Source organism: Streptomyces hiroshimensis (assembly GCF_014650335.1).
Taxonomy (GTDB): Bacteria; Actinomycetota; Actinomycetes; order Streptomycetales; family Streptomycetaceae; genus Streptomyces; species Streptomyces hiroshimensis.
The window spans coordinates 1-24,010 of record NZ_BMUT01000014.1 but is presented as its reverse complement, the minus strand read 5'-3'; the positions used below and the strand labels follow the sequence as shown (position 1 = coordinate 24,010).

23 protein-coding genes are annotated in these 24,010 nt (G+C 72.7%); 9 read left to right on the top strand and 14 right to left on the bottom strand.

Annotated features, from left to right (window positions below; all coding sequences use genetic code 11):
* Nucleotides 1–287: 287 nt before the first annotated feature.
* Together IE241_RS27425 and IE241_RS27420 are read left to right on the top strand one after the other, a co-directional pair.
* Complete coding sequence (locus IE241_RS27425) at nucleotides 288–1,124, top strand: ATP nucleotide 3'-pyrophosphokinase (RefSeq protein WP_190024534.1); 837 nt, start codon at nucleotides 288–290, stop codon at nucleotides 1,122–1,124.
* A gap of 269 nt (nucleotides 1,125–1,393) precedes the next feature.
* On the top strand, nucleotides 1,394–1,723 hold the full coding sequence (locus IE241_RS27420; RefSeq protein ID WP_058041714.1) for a putative quinol monooxygenase: 330 nt from the start codon (nucleotides 1,394–1,396) through the stop codon (nucleotides 1,721–1,723).
* A 71-nt stretch (nucleotides 1,724–1,794) separates the two neighbouring features.
* Here the strand turns inward: IE241_RS27420 and IE241_RS34695 are convergent, their stop codons facing one another.
* A complete protein-coding gene (locus tag IE241_RS34695) occupies nucleotides 1,795–1,929 on the bottom strand; it encodes a hypothetical protein (protein WP_268254436.1) in 135 nt (44 codons plus the stop codon).
* 297 nt (nucleotides 1,930–2,226) lie between these two features.
* On the opposite strand from IE241_RS34695, the gene IE241_RS27415 reads away from it, so the two are divergent.
* The 5 genes from IE241_RS27415 (at nucleotide 2,227) to IE241_RS27395 (ending at nucleotide 7,334) form a co-directional block, all read left to right on the top strand.
* The gene (locus IE241_RS27415; RefSeq protein ID WP_190024533.1) at nucleotides 2,227–2,700 is read left to right on the top strand and encodes a hypothetical protein; all 474 of its coding nucleotides are present in this window, start codon (nucleotides 2,227–2,229) and stop codon (nucleotides 2,698–2,700) included.
* A 117-nt stretch (nucleotides 2,701–2,817) separates the two neighbouring features.
* Nucleotides 2,818–3,531 carry a L,D-transpeptidase family protein gene (locus tag IE241_RS27410; protein ID WP_190024532.1) on the top strand — a complete coding sequence of 238 codons (714 nt, stop codon included), beginning with the start codon at nucleotides 2,818–2,820 and terminating at the stop codon, nucleotides 3,529–3,531.
* A gap of 178 nt (nucleotides 3,532–3,709) precedes the next feature.
* A complete protein-coding gene (locus tag IE241_RS27405; RefSeq protein WP_190024531.1) occupies nucleotides 3,710–4,219 on the top strand; it encodes a hypothetical protein in 510 nt (169 codons plus the stop codon).
* Nucleotides 4,216–6,144 carry a GMC family oxidoreductase gene (locus IE241_RS27400; RefSeq protein ID WP_190024530.1) on the top strand — a complete coding sequence of 643 codons (1,929 nt, stop codon included), beginning with the start codon at nucleotides 4,216–4,218 and terminating at the stop codon, nucleotides 6,142–6,144. The genes IE241_RS27405 and IE241_RS27400 overlap by 4 nt, the downstream gene beginning before the upstream one ends.
* Nucleotides 6,141–7,334: a ferritin-like domain-containing protein gene (locus tag IE241_RS27395; RefSeq protein ID WP_190024529.1), complete on the top strand. Its 1,194-nt coding sequence runs from the start codon at nucleotides 6,141–6,143 to the stop codon at nucleotides 7,332–7,334. Before IE241_RS27400 ends, IE241_RS27395 begins: the two co-directional genes overlap by 4 nt.
* A gap of 55 nt (nucleotides 7,335–7,389) precedes the next feature.
* Here the strand turns inward: IE241_RS27395 and IE241_RS27390 are convergent, their stop codons facing one another.
* The 12 genes from IE241_RS27390 to IE241_RS27335 form a co-directional block, all read right to left on the bottom strand.
* Entirely contained in the window at nucleotides 7,390–8,151 is a 762-nt protein-coding gene (locus IE241_RS27390) for an SDR family NAD(P)-dependent oxidoreductase (RefSeq protein ID WP_190024528.1), read from the bottom strand.
* A 108-nt stretch (nucleotides 8,152–8,259) separates the two neighbouring features.
* Nucleotides 8,260–9,948 (bottom strand): FAD-binding oxidoreductase, encoded by a 1,689-nt coding sequence (locus IE241_RS27385; RefSeq protein WP_190024527.1) that lies wholly within the window; start codon nucleotides 9,946–9,948, stop codon nucleotides 8,260–8,262.
* A gap of 37 nt (nucleotides 9,949–9,985) precedes the next feature.
* Nucleotides 9,986–10,504: a cupin domain-containing protein gene (locus IE241_RS27380; RefSeq protein ID WP_229899888.1), complete on the bottom strand. Its 519-nt coding sequence runs from the start codon at nucleotides 10,502–10,504 to the stop codon at nucleotides 9,986–9,988.
* A 236-nt stretch (nucleotides 10,505–10,740) separates the two neighbouring features.
* Complete coding sequence (locus IE241_RS27375; RefSeq protein ID WP_190024526.1) at nucleotides 10,741–11,820, bottom strand: hypothetical protein; 1,080 nt, start codon at nucleotides 11,818–11,820, stop codon at nucleotides 10,741–10,743.
* Nucleotides 11,821–11,876: 56 nt separating this feature from the next.
* Nucleotides 11,877–13,484 (bottom strand): M48 family metalloprotease, encoded by a 1,608-nt coding sequence (locus tag IE241_RS27370; RefSeq protein ID WP_190024525.1) that lies wholly within the window; start codon nucleotides 13,482–13,484, stop codon nucleotides 11,877–11,879.
* Nucleotides 13,485–13,634: 150 nt separating this feature from the next.
* The gene (locus IE241_RS27365; RefSeq protein ID WP_190024524.1) at nucleotides 13,635–14,051 is read right to left on the bottom strand and encodes a hypothetical protein; all 417 of its coding nucleotides are present in this window, start codon (nucleotides 14,049–14,051) and stop codon (nucleotides 13,635–13,637) included.
* Between the two features lie 116 nt (nucleotides 14,052–14,167).
* On the bottom strand, nucleotides 14,168–15,409 hold the full coding sequence (locus tag IE241_RS27360; RefSeq protein ID WP_373300778.1) for an MFS transporter: 1,242 nt from the start codon (nucleotides 15,407–15,409) through the stop codon (nucleotides 14,168–14,170).
* The gene (locus IE241_RS27355; RefSeq protein ID WP_190024523.1) at nucleotides 15,406–16,893 is read right to left on the bottom strand and encodes an FAD-dependent oxidoreductase; all 1,488 of its coding nucleotides are present in this window, start codon (nucleotides 16,891–16,893) and stop codon (nucleotides 15,406–15,408) included. Before IE241_RS27355 ends, IE241_RS27360 begins: the two co-directional genes overlap by 4 nt.
* Nucleotides 16,890–17,258, bottom strand: coding sequence for a hypothetical protein (locus IE241_RS27350; RefSeq protein WP_190024522.1), 369 nt, complete (start codon nucleotides 17,256–17,258; stop codon nucleotides 16,890–16,892). Before IE241_RS27350 ends, IE241_RS27355 begins: the two co-directional genes overlap by 4 nt.
* Nucleotides 17,255–18,670, bottom strand: coding sequence for an aspartate aminotransferase family protein (locus IE241_RS27345; RefSeq protein WP_190024521.1), 1,416 nt, complete (start codon nucleotides 18,668–18,670; stop codon nucleotides 17,255–17,257). The genes IE241_RS27350 and IE241_RS27345 overlap by 4 nt, the downstream gene beginning before the upstream one ends.
* Nucleotides 18,671–18,684: 14 nt before the next feature.
* A complete protein-coding gene (locus IE241_RS27340; protein WP_190024652.1) occupies nucleotides 18,685–20,058 on the bottom strand; it encodes an NAD(P)/FAD-dependent oxidoreductase in 1,374 nt (457 codons plus the stop codon).
* The gene (locus tag IE241_RS27335) at nucleotides 20,058–21,029 is read right to left on the bottom strand and encodes a glycosyltransferase family 2 protein (protein WP_190024520.1); all 972 of its coding nucleotides are present in this window, start codon (nucleotides 21,027–21,029) and stop codon (nucleotides 20,058–20,060) included. Before IE241_RS27335 ends, IE241_RS27340 begins: the two co-directional genes overlap by 1 nt.
* A 318-nt stretch (nucleotides 21,030–21,347) precedes the next feature.
* On the opposite strand from IE241_RS27335, the gene IE241_RS27330 reads away from it, so the two are divergent.
* Nucleotides 21,348–22,355: a hypothetical protein gene (locus tag IE241_RS27330; RefSeq protein ID WP_190024519.1), complete on the top strand. Its 1,008-nt coding sequence runs from the start codon at nucleotides 21,348–21,350 to the stop codon at nucleotides 22,353–22,355.
* A 27-nt stretch (nucleotides 22,356–22,382) separates the two neighbouring features.
* A complete protein-coding gene (locus tag IE241_RS27325; RefSeq protein ID WP_190024518.1) occupies nucleotides 22,383–22,697 on the top strand; it encodes a putative quinol monooxygenase in 315 nt (104 codons plus the stop codon).
* A gap of 43 nt (nucleotides 22,698–22,740) precedes the next feature.
* Here IE241_RS27325 and IE241_RS27320 read toward each other — a convergent pair.
* A partial coding sequence (locus IE241_RS27320) for an LCP family protein (RefSeq protein ID WP_373300777.1) occupies nucleotides 22,741–24,010 on the bottom strand: 1,270 nt, incomplete at its 5' end.

The window sequence follows — 24,010 nt, the reverse complement described above, 5'->3', positions numbered from 1 at the left end:
GTAACAATGCATCTGAGCGATCATCAGATGATTCCGCCCAACACACCCCTTCGATCACCCGCACAGCCCAGACGGCCGTACGACAGGCATATGAGCTGACGGTTCGCGACCGGATAACTGGCCATGCCCCCCTCTGCACACGGCCGCAGCCCGCTTTTCCGCCCCGCAGCCGCGCCATCCGGCCAAAAGCGGCCCGGGTGGCCGCGGGTCCAGTGACCGGTGCGGCGCCACACCGGTTGTATGTGTCGCCGGATCACACCTCACGTGCCGAAGGACGAATCACACGGATGATCAACAACCGCATCGCCTCCCGACTCGCGGTCGCCGCGGCGCTGGCCGCCGCCCTGAGCGTCGGATCCGTGCCGGGCGCCCTGGCCGACGGCCGGACGGGGGCGCACCAGGCGTTCGCCGGCAAGCCGGCCGAGGCGAAGCCGCCCCGCGACGACGACGGCGGATGGCAGGGTGACGGCCTCTCCCTCAACCCCGCGGACAACAAGAAGGTCGACGCGTTCCTCGCCCGTGCCCGGTCCGCCGAGCGGACGGTCAGCCCCGAGATGCAGGCCGTGGCGCGCATCAGCCACGCCGGGCTGATCGGTTTCGATCACCGGCTGAAGTCGCCGGACTCGCTCAAGCGCAAGGTCGCCACCGCCATGGAGGAGACGCCCGGGCAGACCGTGGACGCCACCCTGGCCAAGATCAACGACTCCGTCCGCTACACCCTCCAGTGGCCGGACGGCAGCTACAGCCGGGGCGTCGCCATCGCCTCCTCCGCGCTGGCGCTCTGGGGCAACGACAGCGTCAAGTGGTCCAACACCTGGGGCCGCAAGCACGGTTACAAGGGCATCAACTCGGCCTGGCGCGATCCGCGCTCCGGCCACACCTTCGAGGTGCAGTTCCACACCCCGTCGAGCAAGTGGGCCCAGGAGGCGACGCACAAGCTGTACGAGGAGCAGCGGCTGCCCAGTACCTCGCCCGAGCGCGCCCGCGAGCTCCAGGAGCAGCAGGACGCGATCTTCGCCTCGGTGCCCGTCCCCGAGGGTGCGGAGGAGCTCGGCGCTCCCGCGCAGACCCGGCCGACGGACGCGCACACCCTCCCGGCGCCCGTGGACCGTCCCGCCGCGTAGGACACCCTGCCGTACGGGCTCGTGGCCCGCACGGCGGGCGGCCGGCCGGGCGGGGTGTTCACCCCCGTCCGACTGGCCGTCCCGCCGCCGCCGGGGTGCAATTTTCCGGGAGGGCCGGAATCGCTGTCGTCCCTGTTTCGCCGGGCACCCCCGCCTCCGCCACCGTGGTCACCGGCGCGGGCGCTCCGGCCCGCCGCCGTCGGCAGGGACCGGGACCGGCCGGGTACCGGTGCCCCCGATACGACGCCCGCATTACGACAGGAGCCTCCATGATCTTCATCGTCGTCAAGATGACCGTCCGCCCCGAGTACACCGACAAGTGGCTCGAGCTCGTCGGCGACTTCACCCGGGCCACCCGTGACGAGCCGGGCAACCTCTTCTTCGAGTGGTCCAGGAGCGTCGACAACCCCAGCCAGTTCGTCCTGGTGGAGGGCTTCGCCTCCCGTGAGGCCGGGGACGCGCACGTGAACTCCGTGCATTTCAAGACCGCCATGGACACGATGGCGGAGGCCATCGCCACCACGCCGCAGATCATCAGCACCGAGGCCCCCGGCAACGGCTGGTCCGCGATGGCGGAGCTCACCCCGCGCAACCGCTGAGCACCCGGGCACCCTCGCGACGGCGTCCCCGGCAGGCGGCCGGATCACCCGGACGGCGGATGCGGTGAGGCCTACGCCGTCCGGGTGACGGCCGCCCGGAGCCGGGCGAGGGGAACGGTCCGGGCGGCGCGGCGTTGCAGGACGGTCGCCAGGGCGTTGCCGACCGCGGCGAGCAGGGCGAAGAGAAGCGCGGGATAACTCCGCAAGAACTCTCTCCTTTCCGCGCCGCCGCCGGAATCGGGTATTCCTGGGGGGTGGATCCGGAATGCCCTTGCCATCTTCCGCCGATCGCGGGCGGATGGGGGCCAGGCGCACCGGTGGCGGAGAATCGCTGGCCGTCCGCACCGAAAAATGAGCGGACATTGACAAGCGGGCACGGCGCCGCAAGGGTTGGCCGGCAGGCAAAAGGTACGGGATTACCGGCGAGTTGAGCTCTTTCCCCGCTTCCGTCCACGGTTGGAGGAAATATGTCCAGACGCTCGTGGTTCGCTGCCCTGGCCCTCGTGGCCGCCTCCGTCTCCGGCCTCGCGGTCGCACCCGCGGCCCAGGCGGCGTCCGACACCGCGTCAGAAAGGGCCGTGGCGCAGGATTCCGGCGCCGCGCAGCTCCGCGGAAGGCACCCCGAACTCAACGGCGCCCGGCTGAAAGGGGTGAACAGTCCGGCCGTGTATCTGATCCTCGACGGGCAACGGCGCTGGATCCCCAACCCGGCCACGTACAACAACCTGTTCAGGAACTGGAACGGAATTCAGTCCGTCATCGACATCGGCAGCATCGACGACGGCGGCCAGCTGTCCGACGGCGCCATTCTCGCGAAATCGCCCGACGGACCGGCGGTGTATCTCGTGAGCAACGGGGTCAAGCGGTGGATCACCAGCCCGGCCGCGATGGACAAGTATTACTTCGATTGGAACAAGATCGTCAGCGTGTCCCCCGTCGCCCTGAACGCGATCCCCACGGGCGCCTCCATCTCCTAGCGCCCGCTGCTCCGTTCGGGGGACCGCCGTCCGGGAGGGCGGCGGACCCTCCCGTGGCCCCGCAGCCCCCTCGGTCCCGGCTGCAACCACCGGCCGGTGCTATCAGTCTTACGTCATATGGGAACACGTAGCAGGAAGAAGACGGCGCGGCCGGTAACGGCACGCCGGCTCGGGGTGCTGCTGGGCGCCCTCGGGCTGGCCGCGCCGCTGACGGTGGCGATAGGCGGGTCCGCCGAGGCGGCCCCCGCCTGTACGACCAGGACCGGGCCGTATCAGAAGGAGGCCGAGAAGTTCCTGGGCAGACCGGTCGACGGACAGCAGTCGCCCGCCGACTGCAAGGCGATCCAGGACTTCCAGACCGGTCACGGCATCACTCCGAACATCGGCTTCGCGGGGCCGATCACCTGGGGGGTGATGCAGGAGGAGATCACCCGGCGGGACCCCAACGCCGAGGGGAAGTGCCCGGTGGACAAGGGCCGGATAGCCTGCGTCGACCTCACCCGCCAGATCAGCTGGATACAGGACGGCAAGGCCCTGAAGTTCGGCCCCGTGCCGGTGCGCACCGGGCGCGACGGCTACGAGACGCGGACCGGCGCGAAGAAGATCTACTGGCGCTCGGCCGACCACTGGTCGACGATCTACAAGGTACGGATGCCCTACGCGCAGTTCTTCGACGGCGGGCAGGCCTTCCACGCCATCGACGGCAGCGTCTGGTCGCCGCCCGGCTCGCACGGCTGCGTGAACATGCGTATCGCCGACGCCAAGAAGTACTGGTCCATGCTGGGCAACGGCGACGACGTCTTCGTCTACGGCCGTAAGCCCGGCACCTGAGCGGACCCGGAGAACCCCTCCGCTCCGCGGTCCCACGGCCCCCGCACCCCGAGCGCGGGGGCCGTCCGCATCCCCGTTCCGCCGAACACTCATACGAGTGAAGGTGATTTGTTTCCCCTTCACTCACCGTGGAGTCTCCGATAGACATGCGTCAGGTCCCACGGATGGGTGGTCCCGGATGACACCGAAGACGAGCACGCCCGCACCTTCCCTCGACGACTTCCTCACCGCCTCGGCCGCCCTGACCGGCTTCGACGCCTTCGAGCTGCACGCCACCGGCATGGCCGAGCTCTACCACGACACCGCACGGGAGCAGGTCGGGGACGCCGCCCTCGGCCGCCTCCTCGACGCCCTCGCCGCCGCCGGCGGCGACCCGGACGGCATCGCCGACGAGATCGCGCGCGACATCGCCCGCGCCCTCGCCCACACCTGGTATCTCGGCGTGTGGCCGCAGCTCGCCGCCTCCGTCCACACCGCCCTCGGCCGGCAGCAGGCCAATGCCGCCTTCACCGTCTCCCCCGAGGCCTATACGGAGGGCCTGGTGTGGCGCACGTTCCACGGGCACCCCGCGGGCGCCAAGCCTCCCGGCTTCGGCACCTGGGCCGATCCGCCGCCCGGCGCCCCGGCCGTCGCCCGGGCGGGCGCCGGCGCCCCCGGCCTCCCCGGTCCGCGAGGAGGCGGCGCATGAGCCCGGCACCGCGCCACGGCCGCGGGCGGTACGACGTCATCGTGGTCGGCGCCGGCCTGTCCGGCTCGCTGATCGCCAAGGAGCTGGGGGACAAGGGCTGGCGCGTCCTCGTCCTGGAGGCCGGCACCGGCACCTTAGACGGCTGGCCCGGCCACCTCGACGCCCTCGACACCTTCTACGGCGCCCTGGCCAAGGTGCCCAACTCCCCCTACCGGCCCAACGCCGCGGCCCCCTCTCCCGACGTCCTCGACGTGACCGGCCTCCCCGCCGGCGGCTACCGGGCCCGCGGCTACTTCGTCCAGAACGGCCCCCTGCCCTACTCCACCGACTACCTGCGCGCCCGCGGCGGCACCGTCCTGCACTGGCTCGGGCTGACGCCGCGCATGCACCCCGAGGACTTCAGGACCCGCCGGACCTACGGCTACGGCCGCGACTGGCCCCTCGGCTACGACGACCTGGAGCCCCACTACCGCGCGGCCGAACGGGCCCTCGGCGTCGCGGGCGACGCCGCCGAGCAGGCCGCCGCCGTCGGCCTCCCCTTCCCCGACGGCTACGTCTACCCGATGCACGCGATCCCCCGCAGCTACGTCGACGACGTCTTCGCCGCCCGGCTCGACGGTGCCACGGTCCGGGAGGCCCCCGGTGCCCCGGGCACCACCCTGCGCGTCACCGGCACGCCCCACGCCCGCAACAGCACCCCCGACCGGCGCTACGACGGCGGCCGCGGTTACCGCCCCGCCGGCGCGGCAGGCCTGCCCAACTACGGGGAGCGCTGCGTGGGCAACGCCTCCTGCGTGCCGATCTGCCCGGTGCAGGCCAAGTACACCCCGCTCAAGACCCAGGCCACGTGGGACCGCCGGCGGGTCCGCCTCCTCACCCACGCCGTCGTCGGCCGCGTCCTCGCCGACGGCAACGGCCGCGCCCTCGGCGTCGAGTACCAGGAGTACGAGGACCCGGCGGCACCCGTCGCCACCACCCGGACGGCCGAGGCCGACGTCGTCGTCCTGGCCGCACACGCGATCGAGAACGCCAGGCTGCTCCTCGTCTCCCGGCTCGCCGGCCACAGCGACCAGGTCGGGCGGAACCTGATGGACCACCCGGTCCTGCTCGGCTGGGGGCTGGCGCGCCACCCGGTCGGACCATTCCGCGGGCCCGCGTCCACCTCGGGTCTGGAGAGCTTCCGCACCGGGCCCGCCCGGCGCGAGCGGGCGCCCTTCCGCATCGAGATCAGCAACTGGGGATGGGGCTGGCCCGCGGGCTCTCCGGGCAGTGACGTGGCCCGGCTGCTGGGCATCGGGGCCGGGCCCGCGCAGCCGCGGGCCAAGGGCGTCTTCGGGGCCCGGCTGCGCACGGCGCTGGGCGAGGAGATCGGCCGGCAGGTCTCCGTGCAGTTCCTGATGGAGCAGGAGGCCGAGGAGCGCAACAGGGTCACCGTCGACCGCCGCCATCCCGACCGGCTCGGCAATCCGCGCCCCGTCATCACCTACGACCTCTCCGAGCGGGTCAAGCGCGGCATGGCCGCGGCGAGGTCCGTCTCCGAGGAGATCTTCCGCCTGCTGGGAGCCGAGGACCGCACCGCGTACGAGCCCGGCCCCCTCTCCCCCGGCTACTTCCGCTTCGAGGGCCGCGGGTTCGCCTTCAACGGCGCCGGGCACGGCGGCGGTACGCACATCATGGGCGCCTCCCGCGGCACCTCCGTGGTCGATGCGTGGCAGCGCTGCTGGGACCACCCCAACCTCTACGCCGTGGGCTGCGGCAGCATGCCCTCGATGGGCACGTCCAACCCCTCGCTGACCATGGCCGCCCTCGCCCTGCGCAGCAGCGAGCGCATCCACCGCGACCTGACGGAGGCTCACCGGCCCGCCGCCGTAGGGCCCCTGTCACCCGAACCCGTCGGCGACGGCCGGACGGAGGGCCCGGCATGAGCACCCTTCCCCCGCCGCCCGACGCCCTCGCCGGCCCGGCGGCCGTGCCCGCCCGGGTCGAGGAGCCGCCGTTCCGGGTCCCGCGCGACCGCGCCGACCTGCACGTCTTCCTGCAGGCCGCGCTGACGCTGGAACACCTCACCATCCCGCCCTATCTGACGGCTATGTACACCCTGCGGCCCGGCACCAACCGGACCGCCTTCTATGCGATCCGGGCCGTCGTGCTCGAAGAGATGCTGCACATGACGCTGGTCGCCAATCTCCTCAACGCCGTCGGCGGCAAGCCCCTGGTGGCCCACTCCCGGTTCGTCACCGGCTATCCGGCCCTGCTCCCCTACAGCCGGGACAGGATCCCGGTCGCCCTGCGCCACTTCGGGACCGCCGCGCTGGACACCTTCTTGTACATCGAGCGGCCGGAGTACGTGGCGGAGCCGCCCGGTCACCCCTCCGTGGCCGGCGACACCGGCTGGACGTCCATCGGCCAGTTCTACAACACCATCCGCACGGGTCTGGTCCGGCTGGCTGAGGAGCTGGGCGAGGCCGGGCTGTTCAACGGCGACCCCCGGCGCCAGGTGGGCCCGGAGGACTTCTACAACTCCGGCGGCGAGGTCTTCCCCGTGACCGGGCTGGCCTCCGCCCTCAAGGCCCTGCGCGTGATCACCGAGCAGGGCGAAGGCGTGAGCCGCACCGTCTACAACACCGACGACCAGCTGTTCGGCGAGGCCCGCGAGCCCGCGCACTACTTCCGGTTCGACGAGATCCGCCGGCGGCGCAGCTACGGCCCGCACGACACCCCGGCCTCCGGGCCGACCGGCCCGGCCCTCGACGTCAGCTGGGAGGACGCCTACCCCATCGACCCCGAGGCCAAGGTCACGCACTATCCACCGGGCAGCGCGGTGCGGCGCGCCGCCGAGCGCTTCAACGCGGCGTACGCCCGGCTGCTGTGGGTGCTGGAGGCCGCGTTCACCCGGGATCCGGCGGTGCTGCAGGCCGCGGTCCCGGCCATGCTGCAGCTGCGCGACCTCTCGGTGCAGCTGTACCGCAATCCTCACCCCGACCCCGCCAGGCGTGCCCGAGGCCTGTACGCCTCCGCGACGTACGAGATCACCGAGGAGCTCCTCGGCGAGGCCCGCCGGAGCCTGCCCGGCGGGCCCGGCACCACCGCGCTGCCGAGCGGCACGAGGTGGTGAGACGTGCAGCGTCCCGGGGCGCGGGGTGAGCGCCCCGCACCCCGGGAAGGAGAGGTCAGGCCGTCATGCCGCCGTCCGCCACCAGGTCGTGGCCGACCACGAAGCTCGCCGCGTCCGAGGCGAGCCACTGCACCGCCGCCACGATCTCCTCCGTCTCGGCCACGCGCCCGATCGGCACCGTCCCGGCCACCCGCGCGTTGCGGTCGGCCTCGGTCTCGCCGGGGCGGAAGGACATGGCGGTGTTCGAGGCGCCGGGGCTGACGGCGTTGATGCGGATGCCGTCCTTGATGTGGTCCAGCGCGGCCACGCGCGTCAGCGCGCTGACGCCCGCCTTGGAGGCCACGTAGGCGGCCATGCCGGGGCGGCGGCCGTGGAAGCCGATGTTGGACGAGGCGTTGACGATCACACCGCCGCCGTGCTCGCGCATATGGGCGATCTCGTACTTCATCGACAGCATCACGCCGGTGAGGTTGACGCCCAGGAGCCGGTGCCAGGAGGCGAGGTCGGTGTCGGCCAGGGGCGTCGGGCGGGCGAAGAGCCCGGCGTTGTTGTGCGCGATGTGCAGGCCGCCGTGGCGGGACACCGCCGTGGCGACCATCGCCTCGACGTCCGTGGCGCTGGTGACGTCGGCGGCGACGGCGCTGGCCTTGCCGCCCTCCTCCTCGATGAGCCGTACGGTCTCCGCGGCGGGCTCCAGCGCGACGTCGACGGCGACGACGGTGGCGCCCTGCCGTGCGAAGGCCAGGGCACTGGCCCGGCCTATGCCCGAGCCCGCCCCGGTGACGAGGGCGACCTTGCCTTCGAACTGTGCGGTCATCTGCTTCTCCTCCGACTGGGTTCTTCCGGGGGCCGGCCCGGGATTCCCGGGCCGGGTCAGGACGTGGACGGGGTCAGGCCGTAGAAGTGGTCAGGACTTGGGCGGGTGTCAGGACTTGGGCAGGGCGATCGACTGCGAGTGCCGGAAGGTGTTCCGCGGGTCGTACGCGGCCTTCACCCGCTGCAGGCGCGGGTAGTTGTCCTTGTAGTAGAGCGTGTACCAGGGCACGCCCGACTTGTTCTGCTGCGGGTCGGCGATGTCGCTGTCGGGGTAGTTGATGTAGCAGCCGTCGGCGGCCGGCCCGGGGACGGGGTAGCCGCCGGTGGAGGCGAAGACCTCGGTGTAGATCTCCCGGGTCCAGGCCAGGTTCTGGGGGTCCTGCTTCTTGTCGGGCCAGAAGCTCTGGAAGAGGCCCTTGAAGAGGGAGTCGCGCTGGGCGGAGGCCGTGTCGCCGGAGCGCACGGTGTTGATCTTCCCGCCGTAGGAGAGCAGGACCACCATGGAGTTGGGGTTCTGCAGGTCGGTGCGGGTCAGGTGCTTGTACATCGAGGCGATCTGGGCGTCGTTGAAGCCCTTGCGCAGATACGCCGACTTGTGGATGCCCCGCAGGGTGGGGTTGGTGAGCGTGGGGTTGTTGGTGCCCAGGAAGCGGACCGAGGTCAGCCACGGCACCCGCTGGGGGGTGAAGAAGTCGGGCATCGGTCCCTGTTCGCCGACGGCGGCGGTCAGCGGCTCGGGCTTGATGCCCAGGGCGGAGGTGATGGAGGCGACATAGGCGTTGATGAGCTTCTCGGCGTCGGGGACGCCGGCGTCCATCTGGGTGAGCAGCCCGATGGTGTTGTTCGCCTTGTGGTTGATCATCAGGAAGCTGCACAGCGACGCGTAGGGCGAGTCGGGGCTGCCGTTCTTCTCGTGCCAGGTCCCGAAGTTCTTCACCAGCGTGGTGAAGCGCGCCTTGTCGAGCTTGTTCCAGGGCAGGGCGACGGCACTGACGAACACGTCCTTCGGCGGGTGCATCAGCTGCTTCGAGGGGTCGGTGCCGCTCGCGCCCGGGGTGCGGAACCAGTAGCGGGTGATCACGCCGAAGTTGCCGCCGCCCCCGCCGGTGTGCGCCCACCACAGGTCACGGTGGGGGTCGCCGGCCTCGCGCGTCGCCACCACGGCCCGCGCCGTGCCGTCGGCGCCGACGACGACGACCTCTATGGCGTAGAGGTGGTCGACTGTGAGGCCGTGCTTGCGCGAGAGCATCCCGTAGCCACCGCCGCTGATGTGACCCCCGACGCCCACGGAATAGCACATGCCGCCGGGCAGGGCCACCCCCCAGCCCTTGTACAGGGATTCGTAGACGTGCAGCAGCGTGGCCCCGGCCTCGACACAGAAGGCCTTGCGCTGCTCGTCGTAGGTGACCTGGTCCATCGTGGTCATGTCGATGACGATGCGGACGTCGGGGTTGTAGACGAAGTCCGCGTAGCAGTGGCCGCCGCCGCGTATGGACAGGCGTTTGCCTGCGCGGACCGCCTCCTGCACGGTCTGGACGACCTGTTCGGTGGTGTGGACGATGCGCACGGATTCGGGACGGCCCACCCACCGGGTGTTGTTGCCGACGACCAGGTCCGCGTAGCGCGGGTCGTCGGGCAGGACGGTGACCGCCGGAGGTGCACCCGCGCCGGCCTCCGCCCCGGCGCCGGTGCCCGCTGCGGCGGCCCGGGTGGGCGCAAGGCCCGTCTGTGTCACGGCGGCACCCGCCACGGCGGCGGCGGTGCCGGTCAGCATGGTTCGTCTGTTCAGCATGCCCATGGTTGTTCTCTCTGTGCGGTACCAGTGATTGCGCCGGTCAGGTGTCCCAGGTGATGCCGAGTCCGAGCTTCTCCGCGACCTCCTGGGTGCGCTCGACGGACCAGCGATCGCCCACCGGTGCCTCGGCCCCCAGGTGCACGGGGTATCCGCCTTCCAGGAAGAAGCGCTCGAATCCGCCGGGGCAGGTGAGTACGTACAGGTCGGCCGTCTCGCTCTCCACCAGATACGAATGCGGAATTCCGCGCGGCAGGAAGAGCACGCTGCCGCCTTCGAGGAGTTCGGTGCGGTCGCCCACCGTGGCGCGCACGCCGCCGCTCCTGATCATGAAGATCTCGTCCTCCAGCGTGTGGATGTGGCTCGGGGAGCGCTCGCCGAGCGTCGCCGCGAAATGCGTCATTCCCATCGCGCCCCCGGTCTGTTCGGCCGTGAGCTTCACGGTGACCAGGGATCCCTGCCCCCAGAGCCGCTGCACTCCGTCGCCCGGCTTGAGAACGGCCGGCAGAACACCGTCCCGGCCTAAGGGGAGTTCTTCCCGCCCGTACGGCGCTGTCGTCATTTCTCCTCCAGATCCATTGCGGTGCGCTGCAGCGCCCCCGACCGGCTGGGTTCCGAGCGTTCCCCAGTAAACCGGGCAGCGGCAAGACAACAGAGCCCAATCCGTCAAGTGGCCGACAGCAGCGGGGAGTTCACGCTGCGCAAGACCGGAAACGGATTGGGCTCTGCTTCTTTATTCGGTTGTGCCGGGGGTTTGCCGGGGTGGAGGAGGATGCGCCCCGGTTGAACGGCGTGTGACTACCGGGCGCCCTGAACGGCTCGTTCACGGTAATCGCAGTAGAGCTTTGCGGCGTCGCCGAAGTACTTCCAGGGCATGGCGCCGACGCATCCGTCGACCAGACGGAATTGTTCGAGGGCTTCCGCATGGCGCTTCTGCTGCACCAGGAAGAAGGCGAGCAGGTGGCGGACCTCCGCGAGGCGCGGGTGGTCGGGCCGGACGGCCGGGAGGTCGGCGAGCACGGCGTCGACCATGGCCGTGACCTCCGGGGTGCGGTAGTGCCTGGCGGCCAGCGGCCTGTCCAGGTGTTCGAAGAAGGCGATCAGCCGCAGGGCCGGCAGCAAGGTGCCGGCCGGGGCGCCGGAGGCGGCCTTGTCCGCGAAGTCGCGGGCGAGCTCCGCCGAGCCGTGCCACTTCGCGCACCAGTACTGCAGGGCGCCGTAGTGCGCCTCGAAGTGGAACGGCGCCCGGGTGGTGATCTCCGCCCACAGCTCGTCGACGTACGCGTGCGGGTAGCCGAGGCCGAGCCCTGCCCAGAGGTCGGAGACGTACGGGGACGGATCCTCGGCGTCCAGCTCCATGGCCCGCGCGATGTCCTCGCGGGCCCGCAGCAGCACGCGGTGGAAGCCCTCGAACTGCTCGGCGCTGGTCTCCTTCGCCGAACTGCCGCCCCGCAGCTCCCAGGCGAGGAAGACGGTGGAGCGGGCACGGACGGCGGCGGCGCCGGGGTCGCCCGGGTGCGCGGTCTGCCAGGCCGTCAGCCAGGCGTCCTCTTCCGCCGCCACGTTGGCGAGGGCGATGACGAGCGCCGTGCGGCGCTCCCAGTCCCGCCCGGCGGCGGCCAGGGCCCGGGCGGCGGGCTCCCATGCGCCGCGCTCCGCCGCTTCCCGTGCGCCGTCGATCTGCGGATCGCGCATCAGCCGCTCGGCGTCCTGCCGGTCCTGCGGGAGGAACCCGAGGGCGGCGGCCTCCTTGGACAGGCCCGGTGAGGAGGAAGCGGCGCCCGCGGCGCCCCCGGGCCGGGCGGCGGCGTTCCTGCGGGATCTGTACCAGAAGAAGAGGCCGAGGGCTATGACGAGGAGGGGCAGCAGTCGCGCCACGGGGGTTCGGCTCGATTCATGAGAAGGGGGGTGGGGGGTGGGTGGCCGACGGGGCGTCAGGCGGGCGAGGCATGCGGCAGCAGCCGGCGCAGCGGTGCGGTGTCCGGGACGTCGGCGACGAGCGCCTCCAGGGCCGGCTGCAGCCAGGTGTCGTACCCGTCGGGCAGGCGCAGCCGGGCGCTCTCGGCCCAGGACATCTCCCACCAGGCCATCCGGGCGTCGACGAGCTCCAGCAGTACGAGGCTGGAGAGGGAGTCGAGCAGGGCGGGGCGCAGGAATTCGCGTGCGGCCCGGCCGCTCGCCCGCTCGGCCGTGCGCGACTTGGGCAGGCCGTCGGCTATCTGCCACAGGGCGCCGCGGTCGGCGGCGTCCAGGAGTGCGTGGAGGCCGGTGTGACCGCCGGTGACCCGGGCGACGGCGTGCCGCAGCGGTTCCGCATCGGCCTCGTGGCCGGCGCGGATGCCCAGGTGGACGAGCTCGGGCCAGTCCGCGCGGCGCATGTGCAGGGCCTCCTGGGTGAGGGTGGCCGCTTCGAGCTCGGCGAGGACGCGCTCGGGTTCGTGCAGGAGAGCCAGGGCGGGCCCGGCGGGGAACCGGCCGCGGCCGTCGTCGGGAAGGGCCGCGATGAGGCGGATCCGCTCGCCGGTCGGCGGGTGCGCGTCGTAGGGGGAGGGCTCCTCCGCGGGGAGATCGTGGCGCAGCTTGTCGAGCTCTTCCTGGCGGGCGGGCTCGGCGAGCAGCCGGGCCAGGCCGCCGTAGAACTGGCCGTACGGGGGCAGGAGGCCGGCGGGTGCGCCGCAGGTGGCGTAGCCGCGGAGGTAGAAGTCGTGGGCGGCGGCGAGGACCGCGGTCTCGCGCAGGGCGGAGGCGGTGGCGTCGCGGCCGGCGATGTGCACGGCGAGCCGGTCGGCGGCGAGCTCCTGGCGGCGGGCGTCGCTGCGGGTGGCCCGCAGGGCGAACAGGCCGTAGGCGATGAAGAGCTTGCCCATCCACCGGTAGGTGCGGCCGGCTCCGGAGGTGTCGATCTCCTTGGGCTTGCGGCCCTTGCGCAGGGCCTTGGCCGCGGCCTTCTCCTGCCGCGCCCGCTCCTTCTCGGCCTGCTGTTCGGCCTTCTCCGTGAAGGCGTTCACGGTACGGGCGATGGCATGGCGGCCGCGGGCGGTGATGGCGGAGAGGCGGGTGTCGGCGTGGCCGTAGTGGCCGAACTCGTGGGCGAGGACGGCCCGCAGCTGGGCCTCGTCGAGGCCGGTCATCAGGGGTGTGCCGAGGTAGAGCCGGCGGCGGCCGGGCAGCAGCCCGAGCATGCGGGCGTTCTCGGTGACGGCGGCGTTGACGTCGCCGGTGAGGAGGATCTCGTCGGGCATGCGGGTGCCGGCGGCGCCGGCCACCTCGCGCACGGCGGCCCACAGCCGGGGCTGCTGAGCCTCGCTGACGGGCATTCCGTCCTCGCCGTCGTCCTTGGGCGTGCGGAAGAGCAGCATTCCCCGGACGACGGGGAACGCCAGCAGCGCGAGGACGACGGTGACTTTGAGGGCGAGGGGGTTAACACCCCGCCAATAAGCGGCGGCACCGATTCCGGCGAAGACGCCGAGCACGACGAAGCACAGGAGATAGAAACCCGCGAGCAGAACGAGTGCACGCAGGGCACGCAGAAAGACGCCCATGGGGCAGGAGCCCTCACACAGAAATAAAGGAAGTGGTCGATGCGGTGGGGGGAGAATCGCCATTATGCCGCAAAGGGTTTCGCATCGGCAAAAAGTTTTTAAATGCAGCGACGGCGGCCCGTGGGCCGCCGTCGCCGGAAATGCCGTGGGTCAGGTCCATGCCTCCGGCCGGGCGTCGTGGAGTGCGGGGTCCTCGGCGGCGGGCCGGGGCCGCAGCTCGGGCGGGGTGGCGCCGTTCGAGGGGTAGAGGAGGCGGCCGAGCGGATAGGGCTCGGCGTAGGTGGTGACCAGGCGGCGGACCGTGGCGGGGTCGGCCGTCACCGGGAAGCGGCGCCGGTCGGCGTCCTCGTCATCGGCGCTGGGGTCGGGGTCGGACAGGGTCGACCACATGTCCTCGGCGGCGCTGATGAGCTGGTCGAGTTCGTCGCGCACGCCTTGCCAGGCGCCTTCGCGCACCGCCTCGTCGATGCGGGAGAGGGTGCCGAGGACGCTGGCGTAGTCCTCGGCCAGCTGGTCCTCCTGGGGAGACGGGGCAAGGGTATCGGCGACTGGCTCGGTGGTGTACACGGCACCTCCACGCAAGGGGAAACGGTTCTGGGCCGGGGTGGATCCGTACGAAACCCCCGCCCCGGCATCGTCGCGCGCCGCGGGGCCGGCCGCGGCTCTACACCGTCACCGGTCGGCTATATATCACTCGCACGGGCGAGCGGAGGGTCCGGCCGTGGCGGGCGGGTCGCCCGGGCGAGCCACAGCGCGGCCAGCAGGCAGAGCGCCGTCATGCCGCACAGCACCACCGGAACCGCACGCACCCCCGACAGCTCGATCGCCCTGCCCAGCGCGGGTCCCGCGGCGACGCCGCCCACCATCGACGCGGCGATCACATAGGCCGCGGCACGGCGGGCGGTGGGCACGGTGCGGCCCAGCCACGGCAGGGCGGTGGGGAAGACCGGCGCGATGAACAGGCCCACGCCCGCGTACGCGTAGGGGGCGAGGCCCGGCAGGGCCGCCGCGGCCGCGCAGACCGTCATGCCGGCGCAGCTGACGGCGACGATCAGCGGCTCGGACCACCGTACGGCCAGCGGTACGACCAGGAACCGGCCGGCCGTCAGCATCAGCCAGTAGACGGAGGTGGCGGAGGCGGCCGTGGCGGTGCCGTATCCGACGGCTTCCAGGTGGGTGGGCTCCCAGCCGCCGACGCCCGCCTCGACGCCGACGTGCACCACGTACAGCAGGACGAACGCTCCCAGGAGCAGCACCGCCCGGCCCGCCCGCCCGGGTGCGGGCGGCGGGCCGCCGGGGCCGGTGGCCGCGCCGGCCGGGTCCTTGTCGCCGACTCCCTTCAGGAAGAGGACGAGCGAGGCCGCGAGCGCGGCGAAGGCGAGGAAGACCACCGGGTAGCGGTCGGGCCCGAGCAGGCCGATCAGGGCGGGGCCGGCGACCGCGCCGATGCCGAAGTGGGCGTTGAGGACGTTGAGCATGGCGGTGCTGCGGCGGCCGAAGCCGACGGCGAACAGCTGGTTGAGCCCGTAGTCGATGCCGCCGAAGCCGAGGCCGGCGACGAGCGCGGCCACCAGGGCGGCGGGCCAGGCCGGGGCGAAGGCGAAGGCGGCGCTGCCGAGGGCCATCAGCGCGTAGGAGGCTCCCAGGAGCAGGCGGTTCCCGGCCCGCCCGTGGACGCGGTTGAAGACCAGGACGCCGGTCACGCCGCCGATGAAGTGGGCGCTCAGCCCCAGCCCCGCGGCGGAGGGCGACAGGCCGAACTCCTCGCGCAGGGCGGGGATCGCGGGCCCGTAGAGGGACTGGAGCGCGCCGATGAGGACGAAGCCGGCGCAGGAGGCGGCGACGGCGGCCGGGGTGAACATCGGGGCGGGGCTCCCGCCGCCCTGCTGCGCGGGTGCCGGGGCACGCGTGGTCCGGTCCGTCATGGGCGCCCCGGCCCGGCGGTCAGGAAGCGCTCGGCGATCTCGTGGGCGAACGCCATGACGGTGCCCTGCGGGCTGATGCCGGTGACGCCGGGCAGGACGCTCGCGTCGCACACCCGCAGCCCGCGGAAGCCGTGGGGGCGGCCGTGCCCGTCGCAGACGCCGCCGCGTTCCGGCAGGCCCATGCGGGCGGACGCCATGCCGTGCACGGACACCAGCTCCCAGTCGGCGGGGCGGACGCGGCGGCAGAACTCCGCGGCCTCCGCGGGGGTGTGCAGGGGGCGGGCCGTGGCCACCGGCGGGACGAGCTCCCGTGCCCCTGCGGCGAAGAGCACCTCGCTCGTGCGCCGGAACGCCTCGCGCAGCCGGCTGTGGTCGGCGGACGTCATGCCGTGCCGCAGGAGCAGGCCGCCCGGCGTGGCCCGCAGCCGGGCCTTGCCCTGCAGCCGGACCTGCGTGGTGTACGACCCGAGCAGGGCGAAGGCGGCGAGCAACCGGTCGAGGAGCTGCGGGGGGCGGCTCGCGAGGGCGGCGGCGAGCGTGCCGCGGGTGACGTTCGACGGCATCATCAGCACCCCGTCGTCGGCGAACTGGTGGACCTGTGCGGTGAAGATGGTGCCGCGGTCGGCGTGCACGGGATCGCCGAAGCGGGCGACGGTGCGGAGGTTGACGTGCAGGGAGAGCTCGCGCCCGGCCGTCTCCCGGTGGATGCGGCTGCGCTGCATGAGCGCGGGCGTCTGCAGGGGGCCCGCGGCGAGGAAGACCTCGCGGGCGCGGTGGACGACGGTCCGGCCGCCGGGCCCTGCCGCGAGGACGCCGCGGACCGCGCCGTCCCGGTGCAGGACCCGCAGGACGCGGGTGCCGGGCAGGATGCGCGCGCCGAGGGACTCGGCCTCCGGGAGGTAGCTGACGGCCATGCTCTGCTTGGCGCCGCTGGGGCACCCGGTGGTGCAGCGGTTGCGGTGGAGGCAGCCGCGGACGGCGCGCTGGGAGGGCTGCCAGCGCCAGCCGAGGTGCTCGGCGCCGGCCGCGAGCAGCCGGGAGTCGCGGTTGCCGTCCCCGTGCGGCTGGGCGGCGACCCCGAGGCGGCGCGCGACGGCCGCGAGGTGCCCGGCGAGGTCGGCGGCGCGGTACCCGCCGATGCCGGACTCCGCGGCCCAGCGGTGGAGCAGGGCGGGCGGGGGGTCCCACAGCAGTCCGCCGTTGACGACGGTGGTGCCGCCGACGCAGCGGCCTTCGCCGTAGGCGAGGGTGGGCGTGCCGAAGACCGGGGTCAGGCCGCCCTGGCGGTAGAGGCGGCGCAGGTTCTCGGCGGGTGTGGCGGCGGCGATGCGGTCGGTGCCGACGCGCGGGCCCTCTTCGAGGACGGTCACCTGCCGCCCGGCGGCGGCCAGTTCCCGGGCGACGACGCTGCCGCCGGCGCCGGACCCCACGACGAGGACGTCGTTGTCGCAGGTGGGCACCTTGCGGAAGGAGCGGAGGCTCACCGGCCCGCCCCCGTGGGCGAGGGCGGCTGCGCTGCGGGGCGGCCGTCGAGCGCGCCGAGCAGGGCGAGGGCAGTGCCCGACCGTACGACGTCCGCGAAGCCCGGCAGGGCGGCCAGCCGCTGCATGCCCCGGCGGCCCTCGGCGGCGGAGGCGCTGCGCAGCCCGCGTCCGGAGACCAGAAAGAAGGCCGCCGGCAGCAGGCGCAGGGCGAGGGCGTAGCCGGCCCGGTAGGGCAGCGGAAGGGTGCTCAGGGTCTCGGTCACGTGGGTCTCGGCGGCGGTGCGGGCCCGCGGGTCGCTCAGGCAGGCGTACTGCCGCAGCCAGTACGAGCGCAGGCCGCTCGCGCGCAGTGCGCCGCGCATCATCCGGTCACCTTCTCCTTGAGGAATGCGGCCAGCAGCCGGGCCGCGCCCTTGGCGAGCACGGCGTCCAGCGCCTGCAGGAAGGCGGCCGTCTCCTCCTCACCGGCGACCAGCGGCGGCGAGACGACGAGGGCGATGTCGCGGTTGGAGCCGAAGAAGGTCAGGATCCCGTGGTCGCGGTACAGGGCGGCGATCACGGCCGCGGTGAGCAGCTTCGGTACGGCCTGGGGGTCGCGGGCGGCCGCGGGGAGCGCGGCGCGGATGCGGTCGGGGACGTCCGGGCCGGGCCGGAGGAAGACGCCGTGGAGGGCTCCGCGGCCGGTGGTGGAGGCCACGAGGCGGGGGTGGCGCTCGGCGATGCGGGCGAGACCGGCGGACAGCAGCCGGCCGAGTTTACGGGCGCGGCCGGGGAAGTCCTCTTCGACGGCCACGGAGACCGCTTCGAGTGCGGTGGCGGTCTCCTCGCCGAATCCGTAGTAGGTGGTGCTGTGCAAGGTGGCGTCGCTGAGATTGTCGTAGGCCCTGCGAAAGACCGGTTCACGGGCCACGTACCCGGAGATGGAGGATTTCCCGCCGCCGAAGGATTTCGACATGGTGAGGACGTCGGGGACGAGGCCGGGGCAGCGCATGAAGTGGAAGAGCTCGCCGGTCTTGCCCCACCCGGTGTACACCTCGTCGAAGACCAGGACGATGTCCTGCTCGGTGCACAGCCGCCGGACCTCGCGCAGGAATGCGGGCGGGCTCTCGCGGAGGGCGGAGGCGCTGAACGGTTCGAGGACGACGGCGTACACGTCGCTGCGCCCGGTGGTCTCGCGGTGGCGTTCCAGGGCCAGTTCGAAGGAGGCGAGGTCGCCGAAGGCGAAGGAGTCGGTCCCGGGGATCCGGGGGAATTCGAAGTGGATCTCGGGCGAGGCGGTGAGGCTGCCGGCGCCGAGCAGTTTGCCGTGGAAGGCGATGTCGGTGTGCAGGACGGTGCCGCGCCGCCCGCCGTGGTATTTGTACGCGAGTTTCACCGCCCCTTCGACCGCCTCCGCCCCGGAGTTGGGGAAGTAGCAGATGTCGAGGTCGCCGGGGAGCAGCGCGGCCAGGTTGTGGCTGAGGGCGGCGACGTAGGGCGAGAAGTAGTTCTTGTGGACCTCCATGCGGCGGCGCTGCCGGAAGCGGTCGCGGGCGGCGAGGATGCGCGGGTGGTTGTGGCCGTGGTTGAGGACGCCGATGCCGCCGGTGAAGTCGAGGATGCGCCGGCCGTCGCGGAGGGTGATCCACGCCCCCTCGGCGCTCTCGACGAGGTCGCGGCCGAAGCCGAAGGAGCCGATGAGCGAGACCTGGCTGCGGCTGACGTGCTTCTCGTAGAGGGCGTGGATCTGGTCGATGCCGAGGTGTTCGGCCTGGTCCAGCGAGATCAGTTCAGGCATGGGCGTCCTCGTGCTCAGGCATGGGTGTCCTCGGGGGAGGTGTGCCGGTCGCCGGGTTCGGTGCGCAGCCGGTCGGCGATGAGGCGCCCGGCGCGGCGGCCGTCCCGGACGGCGTAGTTGGTGCCGCGGTCCTCGGGGAAGACCTGGGCCATCCCGGCGAGGTAGAGGCCGGTGACGCGGCTCTGCACGGGGGGCATGAGGCGGGTGTAGCCGGGGGTGATGACGGGCTGGGCGTGGTCGGCGCGCCACACGTGGTGGGCGTCGACCCAGCTGCGGTCGAAGCCGGGGAACATCCGCCGCAGGTACGGCAGGCTGTGCTCGAACACCTGCTCGTCGTCCATCCGGTACAGCTCGGCGTCGGCCGGGAGGTACTTGGAGAGGTAGACGATGTGCCGGCCGCCGTAGCGGGCCGGTTCGTCCATGTTGGTGTGCTCGATCACCCCGACGTAGGGGAAGGACGGGTCGTTGACGTTGAGCCAGTAGGTGTCGGAGAGGGGGCGGTTGTTCTCCAGGACCAGGCAGATATTGGCCAGGTAGCGGATCCTGCGGAGCTGCCGGAGGAGGGGCGGCACGCAGGGGTGGGTGTCGCTCTGCTCCTCCAGCATCTCCGCGGCCGGCTCGGGGGCGACGGTGAGCAGGACCCGGCGTGCGGGGTGGAACTCCCCGTCCCCGGTGCGCACGCCGGTGACCCGGCGCCCGTCGGTGACGACGGCCTGCACCGCGGTGTCCGTACGGATGTCGACGCCGTGGTCGGCGAGGCGTTTGCGCAGGGCGGTGAGCAGGACGTCGCTGCCGCCGCGCAGGTAGTAGAGGGTCTCGCTGCCGGAGCGGGTGCGGCTGCCGCCGCGCAGGTGCAGCTTGGTCCACATCCAGGTGGCGCCGACCTCCGCGGCGTGGTCGCCGAACTTCCCCTCCAGCAGGGGCCGCCAGACGACGTCGTACACGCGGCGGCCGCCGAGGGAGACGAGCCACTCCTCGGCGGTGCGGTGCTCCAGCAGGCGCCAGTCCCGCACGCGCTGGGCGCGCACGGTCAGCAGGCCGAGCCGGAGCCGGTCGACGAGGGGCAGGGGGGCGAAGCGCAGCAGGTCGAGGGGTTTGGACAGGCGGTAGACGGAGTTGGCGTAATACATGCCGGTGCGGGTCAGGTGGGGTTCCATCAGCTCGGATATGCCGAGCCGGGCGCACAGCCGGAGCATTTCCTCGTCGGAGGCGAACCAGTGGTGGTAGAAGCGTTCGAGGCGGCGCTCGCCGACCGTGAAGGTGCCCGCGAGGCCGCCGATGTCGGGGTCGCGTTCGAGGAGCCGTACGGAGTGGCCGAGCTCCGCGAGCTCCAGGGCGGCGGACAGGCCGGTGAATCCGGCGCCGACGACGATGACGTCCGTGTGCATCACGCGACCTCCTCGACCGAGGCGAGGACGGCCCCGGGAATCGTGCTCCGTATCCGTTCGCTGATCACGTAGGAGGGCCGGCCCTGCCCCTGCCGCAGGACGGCGTGGAGGTACTCCCCCACGACGCCGACCGCCAGCGACTGCGCGCCGAACAGGGCGAGGGGCAGGGCCTTCGGCCGGCCCCGGCGGGTCAGCGCCATGACGAACGCGGCGGCGAGCGCGGCCGTGCCCGTGCCGAGGGGAATCCGCAGCGGGAGGGCGGAGCCGCCGGTGAGGAAGGCGCTGCGGGAGAGGGCGAGCATTTTGGGAAGGGTGTATTTGGAGGCGCCGGCGGCCCGCGGCTCCCGCTGGTATTCGATCGCGGTCTCGGGAAAGCCCGCCCAGCTGACGGCGCCGCGCAGGAAGAGCTCCCGGTCCGTCAGCCCGGTGAGCAGGTCGACCACTTCCCGGTCGAGGAGCCGGAAGTCCCCGGTGTCGAATGCCACGGGGTGGTCGGAGAGCCTGTCCAGGATCCGGTAGAAGGCGAAGGCCGATAAGTTCTTGAAGACGCTCTCGCCGTGTCTCGCGGTGCGCCGCGCGGACACCACGCGCCAGCCCTGGCGCCAGCGGGCCACCATTTCCGGGATGATTTCGGGAGGGTCCTGCAGATCGGCGTCGAGGAGGACGACCGCATCCCCCCGGGCCTCCTTGAGACCGCCGAGACAGGCCGCCTGGTGGCCGAAATTCCGGCTGAACCGGACCGCGCGCACCATCGGGGACTCCCGGGTGAACGTCCGGATGAGATTCCAGGTGGCGTCGGCGCTGCCGTCGTCCACGTAGATGACCTCGTATCGCACGCCTTCCACGGGGCGCAGGGCGCGGGCGATGCGGTCGTGGGTGCGGCCGAGGACCGCCTCTTCGTTGTAACAGGGGAGGACGACGCTGATCAGCTGTGTCGTGGGGGACGGGGGGCTGGTCTGGCTGGCGGGCATAGGCCTCTCCAGTGCCGGGAGCCGGTTATCGCCATGCTGTCTTTTCTGCCGCGCATTCAGATACTTTCCCCTTGCACCAATCGACGGTAGCCGACGGCGGAGCGGGCGGGCAAGATCCCCGCGACCGGGTTCCGGGGGCCGGTGAATCGCCCCTGCACGAGCGTATTTCCCGGGTGGCGCAGTGCCGGATGCGGCGCCCGCGGCCGGGCCCGAGACTTGAGCCATGCCCCGGCCGGCCGCCCGGCCCGGGCCGGACCCGGACATGAATCCGGAGGTGGAGCCGGATATGGAGCCGGACGCCTGGAGGAGGGACGGCGCATGCCCCGCGACCCGCGCTCCGCAGCCGCCGCCACGAGCCCCGTGGGCATGCGCCGCCGGGCCGTCCTGGCGGGAGCCGCGGGGCTCGCCCTCGGCGCGTCCGCGTGCGGGACGGCGCCGCCGCGCAACGCCATGGGCAGCAGCCCGCCTTCGCCGGCCGCCGCGCTCCCCCGCCCCGCGGCCTGGCGCCCCGACCCCTCGGACGTCCGGCCGGATGTGAAGCTGCGCGCCGTACAGCTGGTCGAGGCCCTGGGCACCTGGCGGCGCGGCGCCGGGGGCACGGAGAAGGCGCGGGAGCGGGTGGCGGCGCTCGGGTTGCCGCCCGGGCTCGCCGGGCAGGCGGGCCCGCTGCTCTCCGGGGCCGACGAGGCCGCCGTCCAGGTGGTCGACGCCCAGTACGGCGGGATCCTGGCCGGCTCCGCGAGCGTGCTGGTGGTGTGCCGGCAGTGGACGCGCGAGGGCGGCGGGCCCGTGGTGACGAGCGGTACGACGGTGGACGTACGACTCGCACGGGGCGCGACGGCCGCAGCGCGCTGGTCGGTCGGCGAGCTCCACCCGGCCGATCCCGGCCCCCCGGCCGGGTCGCTGCCGGAGGCGGCGCGCCGGGTGCTGGCCGACCGCCGGATCCGGCTGCCCGCTGCCGCCGAGGCCGACATCCGCAACGGGGGCGTGCACGCGAGCGTGCTCCGGGTGCTGCTGCGGCTGGCGGAGCGCTACCGCCTCGACGTCAGCGTCGTGCGCTCCGGCCATCCCCTGAACGTCTTCGGCACCGACCGGCCGAGCGACCACCCGCCGGGCCGGGCGTTCGACGTGTGGCGGATCGACGACCGGGCGGTGGTCGACCGGGCGACGCCGCGCGCGCTGATCGAGGCGTTCATGCGCGACGCCGCTGCCGCCGGTTCGTACAACGTCGGAGGCCCGGTCCTGCCGTCCGGCGGGAGCCCGGGACGGCCGTTCTTCTCCGACGACACCCATCACGACCATGTGCATGTCGGCTTCGACAGCTGACCGCAGGGCGCGGCAAGAGGAGGCCCCGTGACCGTCGAGTACATCCGCTACCGCATCGGCGACCCCGAGCGGCGCGCCGCCTTCGAGAAGGCGTACGCGGCGGCTGCCGAGCACCTGTACGCGGCCCCGCAGTGCCTGGGCTACGAGCTCGCGCACGGGGTGGAGGAGCCGGAGCGGTTCGTCCTGCGGATCGAGTGGACGTCGGTGCACGACCACGAGCAGGGGTTCCGGGAGGGGCCGCACTTCCGGCCGTTCTTCGCCGCGGTCCGCCCGTTCGTGGGCGACATCGAGGAGATGAAGCACTACGAGCGGATCCTCGTCGTCACCAAGGGGAGGGCGTAGGCCCGCCTCCCGTTCCCCGGGGAGGCGGCCTCCCGGGGGAGGGTCAGTCGACGCAGGGGACGCCGCCCATCTTCACCGGCGGGCCCTGGAAGGAGTCGGGGGACACCGGGGCCGAGCCGCCGCCCTTGGAGTCGTCACCGCCGCCACCGCTTGAGCCGCCGCCCTGGTGCTGCGGCCCGGCGACCTGCGCGCCGTCGCCCTGACCTGCCTTCTGCCCTTCCCGCTGCCCCTCCTTCTGACCGGTCATCGCCTGGACGAGAGTCCTGACCTTCTCCGGATCGACGAGGTTGACGGCCTCTCCCTTGCGGGTGGCGAACCCCTCGATGGGCAGCGTGTGGAACTCGGCGTTGCCGCCGGTGAGGTTGGGCGCCTGACGGGCGAAGTCGAGGATGTTCCAGCGGTTGTCGATGACGACGTCCTTCTTGATCACGTCGAACAGCCCCTGCAGCTTGCCGAAGTCGCTCCACACGCCCTGTTCCTTGAGCTTGTGCGTGACCGAGGACAGGAACGCCTGCTGGCGGTGGGTGCGGTCGAGGTCGCCGCCGGCCAGGCCGTGCCGCTGCCGTACGAAGGACAGCGCCTGGCGGGCGTCGAGCTCCTGCAGTCCGGCGGGGAAGTCCGCGCCGGAGTACCGGTCGCGCACGGGGTGCTTGAGGCAGACCTGGACGGGCTGGACCACCTTGGCGATGTCGTAGAAGCCGAGCAGGTTGACCTCGGCGAAGTGGTCGATGGGCACGCCGAGGAAGCGCTGGACCGTGGCCAGGGTGGCCTCGCGCCCGGCTTCGCGGCCGCGGTGCTCCAGCTCGGCGCCCTTGACGCCTTGGGCGGACAGCTTCTCCTCGGCCTCGGCCTTGGCGATCCCGTACGCCTCCTTGATCTTGTGCTCCCCGCGGCCGCCCGCGATCTCGACGTAGTCGTCGCGCGGTATCGAGAAGGCCGTCACCTTTCCGCCGCCCGCCGGGATGTGCATGAGGATCAGGGTGTTGGTGTTGTAGCCGCCGATGTCGCTGGAGCCCGCGTGCAGTTCGTCCTGGACGAACTCCTTGGGCAGGTCGTTGCCGTTCATGTCCTTGCGGCTGTCGAGGCCGATCAGGAGCAGGTTCACCGCGTCGCCGCGCCCCCGCGGCGCGCCGTCGCGCAGGGCGTCCAGGGCGCTGGAGGTGTTCACGCCGCGGTCCAGCCAGTGGTACGCGCACCAGCCGACGCCGCTGGTCAGCATCACGGCCGCGGAGGTGAGGCAGATCGCGATGCGGACCGCGCGGCCGGGACGGAGGGAGCGCGCGGGGCGGGGCCTGCGCGGGGCCCGGCGGGCG

What these genes read in the sequence shown, in the direction of transcription:
- IE241_RS27425 (WP_190024534.1), top strand. Translation starts at nt 288, where the DNA reads ATGATCAACAACCGCATCGCCTCCCGACTCGCGGTCGCCGCGGCGCTG.
- IE241_RS27420 (WP_058041714.1), top strand. Translation starts at nt 1,394, where the DNA reads ATGATCTTCATCGTCGTCAAGATGACCGTCCGCCCCGAGTACACCGAC.
- IE241_RS27410 (WP_190024532.1), top strand. Translation starts at nt 2,818, where the DNA reads ATGGGAACACGTAGCAGGAAGAAGACGGCGCGGCCGGTAACGGCACGC.
- IE241_RS27405 (WP_190024531.1), top strand. Translation starts at nt 3,710, where the DNA reads ATGACACCGAAGACGAGCACGCCCGCACCTTCCCTCGACGACTTCCTC.
- IE241_RS27400 (WP_190024530.1), top strand. Translation starts at nt 4,216, where the DNA reads ATGAGCCCGGCACCGCGCCACGGCCGCGGGCGGTACGACGTCATCGTG.
- IE241_RS27395 (WP_190024529.1), top strand. Translation starts at nt 6,141, where the DNA reads ATGAGCACCCTTCCCCCGCCGCCCGACGCCCTCGCCGGCCCGGCGGCC.
- IE241_RS27390 (WP_190024528.1), bottom strand. Translation starts at nt 8,151, where the DNA reads ATGACCGCACAGTTCGAAGGCAAGGTCGCCCTCGTCACCGGGGCGGGC.
- IE241_RS27385 (WP_190024527.1), bottom strand. Translation starts at nt 9,948, where the DNA reads ATGGGCATGCTGAACAGACGAACCATGCTGACCGGCACCGCCGCCGCC.
- IE241_RS27380 (WP_229899888.1), bottom strand. Translation starts at nt 10,504, where the DNA reads ATGACGACAGCGCCGTACGGGCGGGAAGAACTCCCCTTAGGCCGGGAC.
- IE241_RS27370 (WP_190024525.1), bottom strand. Translation starts at nt 13,484, where the DNA reads ATGGGCGTCTTTCTGCGTGCCCTGCGTGCACTCGTTCTGCTCGCGGGT.
- IE241_RS27360 (WP_373300778.1), bottom strand. Translation starts at nt 15,409, where the DNA reads ATGACGGACCGGACCACGCGTGCCCCGGCACCCGCGCAGCAGGGCGGC.
- IE241_RS27350 (WP_190024522.1), bottom strand. Translation starts at nt 17,258, where the DNA reads ATGATGCGCGGCGCACTGCGCGCGAGCGGCCTGCGCTCGTACTGGCTG.
- IE241_RS27345 (WP_190024521.1), bottom strand. Translation starts at nt 18,670, where the DNA reads ATGCCTGAACTGATCTCGCTGGACCAGGCCGAACACCTCGGCATCGAC.
- IE241_RS27340 (WP_190024652.1), bottom strand. Translation starts at nt 20,058, where the DNA reads ATGCACACGGACGTCATCGTCGTCGGCGCCGGATTCACCGGCCTGTCC.
- IE241_RS27335 (WP_190024520.1), bottom strand. Translation starts at nt 21,029, where the DNA reads ATGCCCGCCAGCCAGACCAGCCCCCCGTCCCCCACGACACAGCTGATC.
- IE241_RS27330 (WP_190024519.1), top strand. Translation starts at nt 21,348, where the DNA reads ATGCCCCGCGACCCGCGCTCCGCAGCCGCCGCCACGAGCCCCGTGGGC.